Source organism: Streptomyces capparidis (assembly GCF_054782095.1).
In genome coordinates, this window is the sequence record NZ_BAAGTD010000055.1 from 39,006 (window position 1) to 52,906 (window position 13,901).

General features: G+C 73.6%; 14 protein-coding genes. 10 read left to right on the forward strand and 4 right to left on the reverse strand.

Going from position 1 to position 13,901, the window contains the following annotated elements:
• Positions 1-277: 277 nt before the first annotated feature.
• The gene (locus tag ACYVO2_RS31745; RefSeq protein ID WP_461011525.1) at positions 278-1,453 is read left to right on the forward strand and encodes a GAF domain-containing sensor histidine kinase; all 1,176 of its coding nucleotides are present in this window, start codon (positions 278-280) and stop codon (positions 1,451-1,453) included.
• Positions 1,446-2,117, forward strand: coding sequence for a response regulator (locus ACYVO2_RS31750; protein ID WP_461011526.1), 672 nt, complete (start codon positions 1,446-1,448; stop codon positions 2,115-2,117). Before ACYVO2_RS31745 ends, ACYVO2_RS31750 begins: the two co-directional genes overlap by 8 nt.
• A 42-nt stretch (positions 2,118-2,159) precedes the next feature.
• Here the strand turns inward: ACYVO2_RS31750 and ACYVO2_RS31755 are convergent, their stop codons facing one another.
• Positions 2,160-2,978, reverse strand: coding sequence for a hypothetical protein (locus ACYVO2_RS31755; protein WP_461011527.1), 819 nt, complete (start codon positions 2,976-2,978; stop codon positions 2,160-2,162).
• A 138-nt stretch (positions 2,979-3,116) separates the two neighbouring features.
• Between ACYVO2_RS31755 and ACYVO2_RS31760 the strand changes: the two genes are divergently transcribed.
• From ACYVO2_RS31760 to ACYVO2_RS31785, 6 genes are all read left to right on the forward strand, one after another.
• Positions 3,117-3,911, forward strand: a complete 795-nt coding sequence (locus ACYVO2_RS31760; RefSeq protein WP_461011528.1) for an ABC transporter ATP-binding protein — start codon at positions 3,117-3,119, stop codon at positions 3,909-3,911.
• Positions 3,912-4,085: 174 nt separating this feature from the next.
• Positions 4,086-4,511 (forward strand): NfeD family protein, encoded by a 426-nt coding sequence (locus ACYVO2_RS31765; RefSeq protein WP_461011529.1) that lies wholly within the window; start codon positions 4,086-4,088, stop codon positions 4,509-4,511.
• 16 nt (positions 4,512-4,527) lie between these two features.
• On the forward strand, positions 4,528-5,589 hold the full coding sequence (locus ACYVO2_RS31770) for an SPFH domain-containing protein (RefSeq protein WP_461011530.1): 1,062 nt from the start codon (positions 4,528-4,530) through the stop codon (positions 5,587-5,589).
• 104 nt (positions 5,590-5,693) lie between these two features.
• Positions 5,694-6,461 carry a sulfite exporter TauE/SafE family protein gene (locus tag ACYVO2_RS31775; protein ID WP_461011531.1) on the forward strand — a complete coding sequence of 256 codons (768 nt, stop codon included), beginning with the start codon at positions 5,694-5,696 and terminating at the stop codon, positions 6,459-6,461.
• A gap of 12 nt (positions 6,462-6,473) precedes the next feature.
• Complete coding sequence (locus tag ACYVO2_RS31780) at positions 6,474-6,791, forward strand: 4a-hydroxytetrahydrobiopterin dehydratase (protein ID WP_461011532.1); 318 nt, start codon at positions 6,474-6,476, stop codon at positions 6,789-6,791.
• Between the two features lie 244 nt (positions 6,792-7,035).
• Positions 7,036-8,904, forward strand: coding sequence for an outer membrane protein assembly factor BamB family protein (locus tag ACYVO2_RS31785; protein WP_461011533.1), 1,869 nt, complete (start codon positions 7,036-7,038; stop codon positions 8,902-8,904).
• Positions 8,905-8,995: 91 nt separating this feature from the next.
• Here the strand turns inward: ACYVO2_RS31785 and ACYVO2_RS31790 are convergent, their stop codons facing one another.
• From ACYVO2_RS31790 to ACYVO2_RS31800, 3 genes are all read right to left on the reverse strand, one after another.
• On the reverse strand, positions 8,996-9,502 hold the full coding sequence (locus ACYVO2_RS31790; RefSeq protein WP_461011534.1) for an HNH endonuclease: 507 nt from the start codon (positions 9,500-9,502) through the stop codon (positions 8,996-8,998).
• Between the two features lie 391 nt (positions 9,503-9,893).
• On the reverse strand, positions 9,894-10,424 hold the full coding sequence (locus tag ACYVO2_RS31795; RefSeq protein WP_461011535.1) for a YbhB/YbcL family Raf kinase inhibitor-like protein: 531 nt from the start codon (positions 10,422-10,424) through the stop codon (positions 9,894-9,896).
• Positions 10,425-10,573: 149 nt separating this feature from the next.
• On the reverse strand, positions 10,574-11,356 hold the full coding sequence (locus tag ACYVO2_RS31800) for a sporulation protein (RefSeq protein WP_461011536.1): 783 nt from the start codon (positions 11,354-11,356) through the stop codon (positions 10,574-10,576).
• Positions 11,357-11,505: 149 nt separating this feature from the next.
• On the opposite strand from ACYVO2_RS31800, the gene ACYVO2_RS31805 reads away from it, so the two are divergent.
• Positions 11,506-12,183: a DNA-3-methyladenine glycosylase gene (locus ACYVO2_RS31805; RefSeq protein WP_461011537.1), complete on the forward strand. Its 678-nt coding sequence runs from the start codon at positions 11,506-11,508 to the stop codon at positions 12,181-12,183.
• 77 nt (positions 12,184-12,260) lie between these two features.
• On the forward strand, positions 12,261-13,526 hold the full coding sequence (tyrS, locus tag ACYVO2_RS31810) for a tyrosine--tRNA ligase (protein ID WP_461011538.1): 1,266 nt from the start codon (positions 12,261-12,263) through the stop codon (positions 13,524-13,526).
• The last annotated feature ends 375 nt before the right edge of the window (positions 13,527-13,901 follow it).

The following is a 13,901-nucleotide window of genomic DNA, read 5'->3' on the forward strand; positions in this document are numbered from 1 at the left end:
AGGCGCCGCTACGGAAAAGGGATGGCCCCGCGACAATCCGTGGAGAAAAGGGCGTGACCGCGGCCACAGAACACGCTGCCCGCCCCCGGAAAAGGGCATGCCGCCGAAGCGAGGACTGTGACTCACGGCACAAAAATCGGCGATCCCCGGACGGAGCACGGCGAGAAATCGGTGGAAAAACGGCGGAAAAGGCCCCGGAAAAACACGGCGCACCCCCCGCCCGGCAAGCGACGGGCGCCCTCCCCGCCCCCGCCCGCCGCCCCGGTACGGTGACCGCATGCCCACCACCGACGACGGCACCGGCGCCCGCGGCGGCATCGCGGCCGTCAGCGCCGCCGTCCTCGCGATGAGCCGCCACCTGGACGTGCGCGAGGTGCTCCAGACCATCGTCGCCTCCGCCCGCGAGCTCGTCGGCGCCGAGTACGCCGCCCTCGGCGTCCCCGACCACCACGGCGGCTTCGCCCAGTTCGTCGTGGACGGCGTCAGCGAGGAGCAGTGGAAGGCCATCGGCCCGCTGCCGCGCCAGCACGGCATCCTCGCCCTCCTGCTGCACCAGGCCACCCCGCAGCGGTTCGCCGACGTCCGCGACGACCCCCGGTTCGAGGGCTGGCCCAGCGCCCACCCCGAGCTGTCCGACTTCATCGGCGTGCCCGTCCTGGACGGCGAGGAGATCCTCGGCGCGCTCTTCCTGGCCAACAAGCGCGGCCGCACCGCCGCCGCGCCCGCGGACGCCGGGGTCTGCCACTTCACCGACGAGGACGAGGCCCTGCTGCGCATCCTCGCCGCCCACGCCGCCATCGCCCTGACCAACGCCCGCCTGTACGAGCGCAGCCGCGAGCTCACCATCGCCGGGGAGCGCGCCCGCATCGCCCACGAGCTGCACGACGCCGTCTCCCAGAAGCTGTTCTCCCTGCGCCTGACCGCCCAGGCCGCCGCCGCCCTCGTCGACCGCGACCCCGGGCGCGCCAAGGCCGAGCTGGCCCAGGTCGCCGCGCTCGCCGCCGAGGCCGCCGACGAGCTGCGCGCCGTCGTGGGCGAGCTGCGGCCCGCGGCCCTGGAGGAGGACGGCCTGGTGGCCACCCTGCGCTCCCAGGCCGAGGTGCTCAACCGGGCGCACTCCGCCGAGGTCGCCTTCGACGCCGGCCGGCTGCGCGCCCTGCCCCCCGCCCAGGAGGAGGCGCTGCTGCGCGTCGCCCAGGAGGCCCTGCACAACGCCCTGCGCCACTCCGGCGCCGGCGCGGTGCGGGTCACCCTGGCGGGCCGCGGCAGGGGAGCGGTGCTGCGGGTGGCCGACGACGGGCGGGGCTTCGACCCGTCCGGGGTGCGCCGGGCGGGCCGCCACCTGGGTCTGGTGTCCATGCGGGACCGGGCGAGGAGAGCCGGGGGCACGCTGAAGGTGATGTCCGCGCCCGGGGAGGGCACGGTGATAGAGATGGAGGTGCCCGGTGGCTGAAGCGCCGGTGCCCGGCCGTGCGGCGCGGCGCGGGATCCGGGTCCTGCTGGTGGACGACCACCAGGTGGTCCGCCGGGGCCTGCGCACGTTCCTCGAGGTCCAGGACGACATCGAGGTCGTCGGCGAGGCGGCCGACGGCGCCGAGGGCGTGGCCAGGGCCGAGGAGCTGAAACCCGACGTCATCCTCATGGACGTGCGGATGCCCGGCATGGACGGCATCGAGGCCCTGCGGGCCCTGCGCGAGCGCGGCAGCGCCGCCCGGGTGCTGGTCATCACCAGCTTCACCGAGCAGCGCGCCGTCGTCCCCGCCCTGCGCGCGGGCGCCACGGGCTACGTCTACAAGGACGTGGACCCCGAGGCACTGGCCCGCGCCATCCGCTCGGTGCACGCCGGGCACGTCCTGCTCCAGCCCGAGGTCGCCGGCGCCCTGCTGGCCGGGGACGCGGGGAACGGCGCCCAGGGCCGCGGCGGCACCCTCACCGAACGGGAGCGCGAGGTGCTGGCGCTGATCGCGGACGGCCGCTCCAACCGGGAGATAGCCCGCGCCCTGGTGCTGTCGGAGAAGACCGTCAAGACGCACGTGTCGAACATCCTGATGAAGCTGGACCTCGCCGACCGCACCCAGGCCGCCCTGTGGGCGGTCCGCCACGGCATGGCGGACTGACCCCCGGCGGGCCGGGGCGCGGCGCCGCGCGGGGACGCGCCCCTACGCCCGCCCCTTGTCGAACTCGTCCACGAACGCGTTGTACGCCGCCACCTGAGCCCGCCGCGCGGTGCGCTCCACCGGGCGCAGCGCCTCGGCGCGCGCCGCCATCTGGGAGGCGCTCACCGCCGCCCCGTGCTCGGCGCCGCCCCCGCTGTACCGGCCCGCGGCGATGTCCACCAGCGCCGACACCCGCTGCGCGAGTTCGAGCACCCGCACCGCGCGCCCCGCGTACCCGGGCGCGAGCACCGAGCGGAACCGGTGCGCCCGGTAGGCGTCCAGCGCCGCCTGCGCCCCCGGTCCCGAGCCGGCGACGTCCAGCGCGGTGAGGGCGGCGGTGGCCTCGCGCAGCGCCTCGTTCAGCTCCCGCTCCGCCTCGGCGAGCGAGGGCACGTCGGCGGGCGGCGCGTCCCGCACCGGCAGGCATCGCCACACCACGGCCACATGGCGGTCCCCGCTCGGCCCGGCCGCGGCCACCTCGGGCACGAGCCCCAGCGGCCCGCCGCCCACGGCCACCACCGCCTCGCCGGCCTGGAGCGCCCGCCCGTTGAACTCGGGCGGCCCGCTCAGCCCCAGCGGGTGCCCGGCCGCGGGCAGCGCGAGCCGGAAGCCGCGCACGCCCAGCGCGCGCAGCCGGCCCATCCCCCAGGCCAGGGTGACCGGCTCGTCGTCGGTGCCCCCTCCGGCGGAGGGCAGGCCGGCGATCCGGTGCACGGTGTCCGCGCCGACCACCTTCTGGGCGGCGTCATCCGGTGCGACAAGTCCGGCGATCGCCGCGTTTCCCCACGCGACGAAGCGCCCGGAACGAGGTTCCTCGAGCATGCCCCCAGCCTAGGGACCTGCCCCGGGAGCCGGTGGCGTAGGTTGTCAGGTGGGATGCGATGCACGGCGTCCACCTCGTACAAGTTTCATGACGATCACACCGCAGACGATCACACCGCATGGGGAGACAACGGGCACATGAGTGACGTGCTGGAGCTGGTGGACGTATCCGTGGTCCGGGATGGCCGCCCGCTGGTGGAGCAGGTCTCCTGGAAGGTCTCCGAGGGGGAGCGCTGGGTCATCCTCGGGCCCAACGGCGCGGGCAAGACCACCCTGCTCAACATCGCTTCCAGCTATCTGTTCCCCACCTCCGGCAGCGCCACCGTCCTCGGTGAGCGCCTCGGCCGCGTGGACGTGTTCGAGCTGCGCCCGCGCATCGGCGTGGCCGGGGTGGCGATGGCCGACAAGCTCCCGCGCCGTCAGACCGTGCTGGAGACCGTGCTCACCGCCGCCTACGGCATGACCGCCCACTGGCGCGAGCAGTACGAGGAGAGCGACGAGGCCCGCGCCCGGATCATCCTCGACCGGCTCGGCATGGCCGACTTCGTCGACCGCCCCTTCGGCACCCTCTCCGAGGGCGAGCGCAAGCGCACCCTGATCGCCCGCGCCATCATGGTCGACCCCGAGCTGCTGCTGCTCGACGAGCCCGCCGCCGGGCTCGACCTCGGCGGCCGCGAGGACCTGGTGCGCCGCCTCGGCCGTCTGGCCCGCGACCCCATCGCCCCCTCGATGATCATGGTCACCCACCACGTCGAGGAGATCGCCCCCGGCTTCACCCACGTCCTGATGATCCGCCAGGGCAGGGTGGTGACCGCGGGCCCCATCGAGCTGGAGCTGACCTCCCGCAACCTGTCGCTGTGCTTCGGCCTGCCCCTGGTCGTCGAGCGCCGCGACGACCGCTGGACCGCCTACGGCCTGCCCCTGAACTCCTGACCCCCCGCCGGGACGAGGACGACGGTGCGCCGGGCCACCGGGCCCGGCGCACCCCGGCCCGCCCCGCCGCGCCCGCCCCCCGGTCCCGCCCCGCCGCGGGCGACCCCCGAGAACCCGCCGTCACCCTGCGAGAACCCCTCGTACAGAAGGGTGTTGCGCCCCTACGATGAGTAGGTGGACGCATGGATCTGGTGGTTGATCGCCGCAGTCGGCCTCGGCATTCCGCTGGTCATTACCTCGATGCCCGAGTTCGCCATGTTCTCGGGCGGCGCGTTCGGCGGCACGGTCGTGGCCGCCCTCGGCGGCGGCCTCGTCCTACAGGTCGTCACCTTCGCCGTCGTCTCGACCGCCCTGCTGGTCGTCGTCAACCCCATCGCCCGCCGGCACCGGCAGCAGCCCGCCGCGGTCAGAACCGGCGTCGACGCGCTCCGCGGCCGCAGCGCCGTCGTGCTCCAGCGCATCGACGCGGCCGGAAACGGGCGGATCAAGCTGGCCGGAGAGGTATGGTCGGCCCGCGCGCTGGACGGGGCGCAGGTCTTCGAGGCCGGAGCACAGGTGGACGTGGTGGAGATCGACGGCGCGACAGCCGTCGTCGTGTAAAGGGAGAATGAGCGGCGTGACGCCCATCATCATCGTCCTGATCATCCTGGTCGTGCTCGTCTTCATCGCGCTGATCAAGACGGTCCAGGTGATCCCGCAGGCCAGCGCCGCCATCGTCGAGCGCTTCGGCCGCTACACCCGCACCCTCAACGCGGGCCTGAACATCGTGGTGCCGTTCATCGACACCATCAGGAACCGGATCGACCTGCGCGAGCAGGTCGTCCCCTTCCCGCCCCAGCCCGTGATCACCCAGGACAACCTGGTGGTGAACATCGACACGGTGATCTACTACCAGGTCACCGACGCCCGCGCCGCGACGTACGAGGTCGCCAGCTACATCCAGGCGATCGAACAGCTCACCGTCACCACCCTGCGCAACATCATCGGCGGCATGGACCTGGAGCGCACCCTGACCTCCCGTGAGGAGATCAACGCGGCGCTGCGCGGCGTGCTGGACGAGGCCACCGGCAAGTGGGGCATCCGCGTCAACCGCGTCGAGCTGAAGGCCATCGAGCCCCCGACCTCCATCCAGGACTCGATGGAGAAGCAGATGCGCGCCGACCGGGACAAGCGCGCCGCGATCCTCACCGCCGAGGGCATCAAGCAGTCCGCGATCCTCACCGCCGAGGGCGAGCGGCAGTCCGCCGTGCTGCGCGCCGAGGGCGAGGCCAAGGCGGCGGCGCTGCGGGCGGAGGGCGAGGCGCAGGCCATCGCCACCGTCTTCCGGTCCATCCACGACGGCGACCCCGACCAGAAGCTGCTGGCCTACCAGTACCTCCAGATGCTGCCGAAGATCGCCGAGGGCGACGCGAACAAGCTGTGGATCATCCCCAGCGAGCTGGGCGAGGCGCTCAAGGGCCTCGGCGGCGTCATCGGCGGCATGGTCCCGCAGCCCCCGAACGGCGGCAACGGGCACACCCCCGCCCCCGGCGGCCCCGGCGGCGAGGGCCCCACCGTCCCCGGCGCCCGCACCGGCGGCAGCGCCCCCGCCACCCGGGCCTCCTCGGGCCCCGCCCCGGCGAGCGAGGCCAAGCCGCTGCCGCCCCGCCGCGAGAACCCCCTGTTCGGCGAGGGCTGACGCTGCGCGGGGGCCCCTCCGCACCCGCCCCGCCCCTTCCGGCATGATCGGAGCCGTTCGCGGAACGACGGCGCGTCGATCGCGCACCGGCCGGAAGGGGCAGCGTGACCATCTGGGAGGCGCTCGCGGTGTTCGCCGCGGGCCTGAGCGCCGGCACCATCAACACCATCGTCGGCTCGGGCACCCTGATCACCTTCCCGGTGCTGCTCGCCGTGGGACTGCCGCCCATCACCGCCAACGTCTCCAACAACCTGGGCCTGGTCCCCGGCTCCCTCAGCGGCGCCGTCGGCTACCGCCGCGAGCTGCGCGGGCAGGGCCGCAGGCTGGCCAGACTCGGCGCCGCCTCCCTCACCGGCGGCCTCGTCGGCGCCTGGCTGCTGATGCACCTCCCCTCCGAGGCGTTCGACGCGATCGTCCCCGCCCTGATCGCCACCGCCCTGGTCCTGGTGGTCCTCCAGCCCAGGCTCGCCCGCGCCGTCGCCGCCCGCCGCGAGCGCAACGGCACCCGGGCCCCGCGCGACGGGGGAGTGCTGCTGCTCGTCGGGGTGGCGCTGGCCGGCGTGTACGGCGGCTACTTCGGCGCCGCCCAGGGCGTCATCCTGCTGGGCCTGATGGGCATGCTGCTGACCGAGGACCTCCAGCGGATCAACGCCGTCAAGAACGTGCTGGCCCTGATCGTCAACGGCGTCGCCGCGGTGTTCTTCCTGTTCGTCGCCGACTTCCACTGGGGCGCGGTCGGCCTGATCGCCGCCGGTGCCGTCATAGGAGGCCAGATCGGCGCCACCGTCGGCCGCCGCCTGCCGCCCGTGGCCCTGCGCGGCGTCATCGTCGTCGTCGGCCTGGCCGCCATCGCGAAACTCCTGCTCGACTGAGAGGCTGGGGCCATGAGCGAAGAACCGACCTTCCGGGACCCGCGGCCCCTGACCGAGGCCCAGCTCGCCGAGCTGCCCGGCCGACTGCCGCGGTGGCGGCGCGAGGGCGACGAGCTGCGCCGCACCGTGGAGGCCCGCGACTTCCCCACGGCCATCGCCGTCGTCGGCGAGGTCGCTGCCGAGGCCGAGCGGATCAACCACCACCCCGACATCGACATCCGCTGGCGCACCCTGCGCTTCGCGCTCAGCACCCACTCCGCCGGCGCCCTCACCCAGCTCGACGTCCGCCTCGCCGAGACCATCGACCGGATCGCCGACGCCCACGCCTGACCCGCACGCCCGACCCGCCCCCTCCCGCCGGCGTTCGCGCCCGCCCCCGAGCCACCCGAACCGGAACGTTCCCCTCCCGACTGTCTCGGTCCCGTCACCGTTTCACACTCCGCCCCCCGCCCCGTGATCCACCCGCCGGGCCGGTCGCTACCATCGAGGACCTACCGCCGCCTGTCGAGGACCTGCCGACAGGCGCGAACACGGGGACGCGCCCGACCAACGGGGAAGAAACGGAAACGGGGACATGGCCGACGAACCACACGGCTCCAACGGGCAGGGCCGGCAGCCCGACGTGCACTACGCGCCGACACAGGCCTGGCAGGGTCCCTCGACCCCGCCGCCTCCGCCCCCGCCGCCATCCGCGTCGGGCCAGCAGCCCCCGCCGCCCCCGCCGCCCGCCGGGCAGCCGGGCCCGCCCCCCGCCGCGCCGCCCCAGCAGCCCGGTGTCCACTACGCCCCCACCCAGGCCTGGCAGGGCCCGGCGACTCCGCCGCAGCCCGGCCCCGCGGCACCGCCGCCCCCGCCGCCCGCCGCGCCCCAGGCCCCCGGCGGCTACGGCTACCCCCAGCAGCCCCAGCCGCCGTCCGGCTACGGCTACCCGCAGCCCGCGCCCCCGCCCGCCTACGGGCAGCCGGGCCCGCAGCCCGGCCCGCAGGGCTGGGGCACCGGCTACCCGCAGCAGCCCGGCTACCCCATGCCGCCCACCCCCGGCGGAGGCGGCGGCCGCAAGAACGGGCTGATCATCGGCATCATCGGCGGTGCCGTGGCCATCGCCGTCGCCGCGGCCGGCATCGTCTGGGCCACCTCCGGCGGGGACGACAAGCAGGCCGGCAAGAAGGGCGGCACCACCGGCGGGCAGAGCCAGACCGGCGGCACCAACGGCGGGGGCGGCGAGAAGCCGACGCTCACCGCGGGCTCCTTCGACCTCGGCTCGGACCGCACCGTGCTGTGGAAGGTCGACGCCAAGAAGGCCAACGGCGACGACAGCCTCGCCACCGCCATCGGCCACTGGTTCGCGGGCGGCAACTTCGTCTTCGGCGACGAGACGGGCATCACCGCCTACGACCTGAAGACCGGCCAGGAGAAGTGGACCGCCCAGGCCCCGGAGAACGGCGCCAAGCCCTGCGCGATGTCCGAGGAGGTCGGCGACGACGGCAAGGCCGCCGTGCTGTACCGCCCCGCCAAGGCCGAGTCCTACGCCCCGTGCACCCTGCTGGCCGTCCTGGACACCGCCACCGGCAAGAAGGTCTGGTCCCACAACCTCCGGCCCGGCGCCGAGAGCGGCCGGGGCGACAGCGTCTCCGTCGACGCGAAGAACAACCGGGTCTTCGCCATCACCGCCGAGATGGTGTTCTCCTACTCGCTGGACACCGGCAAGAAGAACTGGGACGCCGGCGGCGACGAGGACTGCGACCTGTCCGGCAGGACCGCGCCCACCGCGATCGTCGTCGAGCAGACCTGCTTCGACGAGGACAAGACGGTCATCCACTCCCTCAACCTCGACGACGGCCGCAAGAGCCTGTGGACCGCCGACGCCCCCGGCGACTACTCCACCGACGTGGCCGTGCTGTCCGCGTCCCCCGCGGTCACCCTCATCAACGAGGGCAGCGCCGCGGCCCGCGGCTACGTCAACGGCTACAGCGACAACGGCACCCCGAACCCGAAGATCAAGATGGCCCAGTCCTTCGGCAACCTGCCGGAGGCCGACGGGCTGTTCGACACCGCGCCCCGCTACCGGTTCAGCGGCACCACCATGATCGCCACCGTGGGCAAGGGCAGCACCGGCCGCAACACCACCGTCGCCGCCTTCGACCTGACCACGGGCCAGGAGAAGTGGCACAAGCAGGTCGGCGACGCCGAGAACGCCGCGCAGGTCCTCGGCTTCGAGGGCGACTCCCTCGTCGCGGCCAGGGGCGGCGGCTACTCCGGCGAGGGCAAGCTCCTCGGCATCGCCCTGTCCGACGGCACCGTCACCGAGGGCGGCGACCTGCCCAAGAACACCGTCGGCACCCTGGAGTACAACGAGCTGGTCCACCACGAGAACCTGCTGGTCCTCTCCCAGCGGTTCGCCTCCACCTACCAGCCCCGCATCATCGGCCTCATGCCGGAGTGACCCGGCGGCCCACGGCGCGAAGGCCCGCCCCCGGGACCACCACGGTCCCCGGGGGCGGGCCTCGGCCGTTGCGGGCCCCGACGAGAACGCGCTACGCCGCGCGCCCGGTGAGCCAGTCCGGCAGCGCCTCCCGCTCGGCGAGCCCCAGCGACAGCACCATCGCGTCCGCCGGGGTCGGCTCGAACGGCTGCCGCAGCAGCACCATCCCCGCCTGCTCCGGAGTGCGGTCCGCCTTCCGCTGGTTGTCCACCGCGCACGCCGCCACCGTGTTCAGCCAGGTGTCACCGCCGCCCCGCGACCGCGGCACCAGGTGGTCCACCGTGGTCGCCCTGCGCCCGCAGTACGCGCACCGGTGTCCGTCCCGCACCAGCACTCCCCGCCGCGACCACGGCGCCCGTTGTCGGAACGGCACCCGGACGAAACGGCAGAGCCTGATCACCCGCGGCGCCGGCACCTCCACCCGGGCCGCGCGCACCCGCATCCCCGGGTGCGCCTGCTCCACCACGGCCTTGTCCTGGAGCACCAGCACCACCGCGCGCCGCGCCGAAACCGTCGCCAACGGCTCGAAGCTCGCGTTGAGCACGAGCGTGTCCCGCATCCGCCCCACCTCCGCAGGTCCCGCCCCGCCCGGCGCGGGGTGGCTCCACTGTGCCCAGCGGCGATGGCCTGAACAACGGAATTTCCGGCCGTCCCACGGCAGGGAAATCCGCAGGTCAGAAGGGCAAGACAAAGGGACGGGGCGCGGGTTGGCCCCGCGCCCCGCCCCGTGGGACTCGAGCTCCGAGCGCCCGCCCCCGTGATCGGGGCGCCCGGAGCCGCGGCAGCCGGCGCGGCCGCACCGGTTCTGACACAACCGGAGCTCCGGCAGCGGCCGCGGGGCCGCTCCCGCGGCCCGGCCGCCCCGCCACTGCGGTGCCGGCTGCCCGACGACAGCGAATCGCCGGACCCTCCCACTGTGCATGCGGGCGGCGGCCGCCCGCAACGGAATATCAGCCCGCCGCGTACTCGCCGATCAGGTGCGCCCGCGCCAGCGTGTGGAACCGCAGGTTGAAGCCCACCACCGCGGGCGACGCGTCCGCGTCGGGCCCCAGCTTCTCCTGGTCCACCGCGTACACCGTGAACACGTACCGGTGCGCTGGGTCGTCCTCGGGCGGCGCCGCCCCGCCGAACTCCCGCGCCCCGTAGTCGTTGCGTACGTGCACCGCCCCCTCGGGCAGCCCCTTGAACCCGGAGCCGCCGGCGCCCGCGGGCAGCTCCGTCACACCGGCGGGGATGTCGAAGAGCACCCAGTGCCAGAACCCGCTGCCCGTCGGGGCGTCCGGGTCGAAGCACGTCACGGCGAAGCTCCGCGTGTCCGCGGGGAAGCCCTCCCAGCGCAGGTGCGGCGAGGTGTTGCCCGCCGCGTACACCTGCGCGTCCGCGAGCCTGCCGCCCGGCGCCAGATCGTCGCTCACCACCGTGAACGACGGCACCTTGGGCAGGTAGTCGTGGGGGAGCGGAGGCCGGTTCTGCTGGGTCACGGTCAGTCCTCCCGAAGTCGCGCCCGGCCGGCGCGGATCGAGCCGGCGCGGATGGATCGTCCACCCGCCACCCTAGACCCGCGAAGGGGCGCGGCCGTGTCACGGCCACGCCCCTTCGCCCACCGGTCGGACCGCGGCCCGCGACGGGGTCAGAGCCAGTTGCGGCGCCCGCCGACCTCGGCCAGCCACTGGTTCAGGTACGCCGCCCAGTCGGTGCTCTCGAAGCCGTTCAGCGGCACCCGGAACGCCCGGTAGGAGTCGCTGCCCTCGGTGAACAGGCCCGGCTTCTTGTCCATCTCCAGCACCACGTCCATCTCCTGGGCGTCGGCGACGAAGCTCAGCTCCACCTGGTTCAGCCCCCGGTACTGCGACGGCGCGTGGAACTCGATCTCCTGGTAGAACGGCAGCCGCTGCCGCGTCCCCCGGATCTGCCCGCGCTCCAGGTCGGCGTTCTTGAACCGGAAGCCCAGCCCCGCGAACGCCTCCAGGATCGCGCTCTGCGCCGGCAGCGGGTGCACGTTGATCGGGTCCAGGTCACCGGAGTCCACCGCGCGGGCGATCTCCAGCTCCGTCTTCACCCCGACGCCCATCCCGGTCAGGTGCCGGCCCTCGAACGACGTGATCGGCGTCTCCCACGGGATCTCCAGACCGAACGGCACGGTGTGCACCGCGTTCGGCTGCACCTCGAAGTCCCCGGCGAGCCGCTGCCGGTGGAACTCCACGTCCTGCTGGTACTCGCCGTCGCCCGACTCCACCTCCACTCGGGCCTGGAGCCCGACCGAGAGGCCCTCGATCCGCTGCGCCACGGAACCGCCCTGGATGCGCACCTCGCCCTGGACGACCCCGCCCGGCACCACGTTGGGCTCCGTCAGGACCGTCTCCACCGATGCCCCGCCGGCCCCCAGGCTCGCGAGCAGCTTCTTGAACCCCACCTTGTGTCCTCTCGATTGTGTGACGAGCCCCCCGTCCCCTGTGGGAACGCCACCGCGCCGGGACGCGGTTCCCCGCGCGACCCCCGGGCGCGGCAGGGGCACACGACCACTACCAGACGCGCCCACCCCTGTGCACTAACCTCGCCGACATGTCCCCCCACCCCCAGGCCGTCCAGCCGGACCGCACCCCGCTCGACCGCTCCTTCTTCGACCGGCCCGTCACCGAGGTCGCCCCCGACCTCCTCGGCCGCGTCCTGGTCCGGCACACCCCGCGGGGACCCATCGAGCTGCGCCTCACCGAGGTGGAGGCGTACGACGGCGAGCGCGACCCGGGATCGCACGCCTTCCGCGGGCGCACCGCCCGCAACGCGGCCATGTTCGGTCCTCCCGGCCATGTGTACGTCTACTTCACCTACGGCATGTGGTACTGCATGAACCTGGTGTGCGGCCCCGAGGGCCGGGCCTCCGCCGTGCTGCTGCGCGCCGGCGAGGTGGTCCGCGGCGCCGACCTGGCCCGCGCCAACCGCCCTCGCGCCCGCACCGACCGCGAGCTGGCCAAGGGCCCCGCCCGGCTGGCCACCGCACTCGCCGTGGACCGGGACCTGTACGGCGCCGACGCCTGCCCCGACGGCGACCCGGACGTGGTCACCGCGCACACCCCGTTCCGCGTCCTCGCCGGCATCCCGCCCCGCTCCGACCACGTCCTCACCGGCCCCCGCACCGGCCTGAGCGGGGAGGGCGCGGCCACCCCGTGGCGCTTCTGGATCGCCGGCGACCCGACCGTCAGCCCGTACCGCGCGCACGTACCGCGCCGCAGGACCGCGTAGTCTCGGACGAGCGAGCAGCCGGCCCGAGCCGGTCCGCCCGCCACCCGACAGCACACGACCGAGGAGAGAGCAGACCCGTGACGGACATCGTCGACGAGCTGCGGTGGCGGGGCCTGATCGCCCTGTCCACCGACGAGGACGCACTTCGCAAGGCGCTCGCGGACGGCCCCGTCACGGTGTATTGCGGCTTCGACCCCACCGCCCCCAGCCTGCACATCGGCAACCTGGTGCAGATCCTCACCATCCGCCGCTTCCAGCAGGCGGGGCACCGTCCGCTCGCCCTGGTCGGCGGCGCGACGGGCCTGATCGGCGACCCGAAGCCCACCGCGGAGCGCACCCTCAACGACCCGGCGACCGTCGCCGAGTGGGTGGAGCGGGTGCGCTCCCAGATCGAGCCGTTCCTGTCCTTCGAGGGCCCGAACGCCGCGGTGACGGTCAACAACCTGGACTGGACCTCCGGCCTGTCCGCCATCGAGTTCCTGCGGGACGTGGGCAAGCACTTCCGGGTCAACAAGATGATCGCCAAGGAGGCGGTCGCCCGCCGCCTGAACTCCGACGCGGGCATCAGCTACACCGAGTTCAGCTACCAGATCCTCCAGGGCATGGACTTCCTGGAGCTGTACCGCCGCCACAACTGCGTCCTCCAGACCGGCGGCAGCGACCAGTGGGGCAACCTCACCGCGGGCATCGACCTCATCCACCGGGTCGAGGGCGTCTCGGTGCACGCGCTGGCCACCCCCCTGATCACCAAGGCGGACGGCACCAAGTTCGGCAAGACGGAGAGCGGCACGGTCTGGCTGGACCCCGAGCGCACCACGCCGTACGCCTTCTACCAGTTCTGGCTGAACGCCGACGACCGGGACGTCCCCAACCTGCTGCGGATCTTCAGCTTCAGGTCCCGCGAGGAGATCGAGGAGCTGGAGACCCTTACCAGGGAGCGCCCCGCCGCCCGCGCGGCCCAGCGCGCCCTGGCCGAGGAGATGACGACGCTGGTCCACGGCGCCGATCAGTGCGCCCGGGTGACCGCGGCCTCCCGCGCCCTGTTCGGCCAGGGAGACCTCGCCGACCTGGACGAGCGCACCCTGGCCGCGGCCCTCGCCGAGCTGCCGTACGCCAAGGTGGACGAGCTGGCGCCGGTGGTCGACCTGCTCGCCGCGACCGAGCTGGTGGCCAGCAGGTCCGCGGCCCGCCGCACGGTCCGGGAGGGCGGTGCCTACCTGAACAACGCCAAGGTCACCGCCGAGGACGCCGTCCCCGCGGAGTCCGACCTGCTGCACGGCCGCTGGCTGGTGCTGCGCCGGGGCAAGCGCAACCTCGCCGCGGTCGAGCTGACCCGCCCCTGACCAGGCACGACGCCACGACTTTGATCCAACTTGACTCCGGCTTCATCGGTGCGTAACGTAGCCCGAGCCGTAAGAGACAGGGCCACCGATTCGACGGGGTCCTCGTGAGCGGCAAACCCACTACATGGCGGATGTCATCCGACTCGTATCGGACGCGGCTTGCTGCGCTCCGGTGAGTTTCGGTGTGGTTCTCGCCGGCGAAGAGCGGGAATTCGCGAAACGCGAAAGAATCCGCTAACGTAGTGGACACGCCAAGGGCCGAGAGGCCGGAGGCAAGAAGAATAAAGAGCGGAAAGCTTCCGTTCCTTGAGAACTCAACAGCGTGCCAAAAATCAACGCCAGAAGTTGATACCCCCTCGACAGGGGCCTGTGGTT

Excerpts from the sequence above, each read along its gene's own strand:
- ACYVO2_RS31745 (WP_461011525.1), top strand. The coding sequence starts at position 278 with ATGCCCACCACCGACGACGGCACCGGCGCCCGCGGCGGCATCGCGGCC.
- ACYVO2_RS31755 (WP_461011527.1), bottom strand. The coding sequence starts at position 2,978 with ATGCTCGAGGAACCTCGTTCCGGGCGCTTCGTCGCGTGGGGAAACGCG.
- ACYVO2_RS31760 (WP_461011528.1), top strand. The coding sequence starts at position 3,117 with ATGAGTGACGTGCTGGAGCTGGTGGACGTATCCGTGGTCCGGGATGGC.
- ACYVO2_RS31780 (WP_461011532.1), top strand. The coding sequence starts at position 6,474 with ATGAGCGAAGAACCGACCTTCCGGGACCCGCGGCCCCTGACCGAGGCC.
- ACYVO2_RS31785 (WP_461011533.1), top strand. The coding sequence starts at position 7,036 with ATGGCCGACGAACCACACGGCTCCAACGGGCAGGGCCGGCAGCCCGAC.
- ACYVO2_RS31790 (WP_461011534.1), bottom strand. The coding sequence starts at position 9,502 with ATGCGGGACACGCTCGTGCTCAACGCGAGCTTCGAGCCGTTGGCGACG.
- ACYVO2_RS31805 (WP_461011537.1), top strand. The coding sequence starts at position 11,506 with ATGTCCCCCCACCCCCAGGCCGTCCAGCCGGACCGCACCCCGCTCGAC.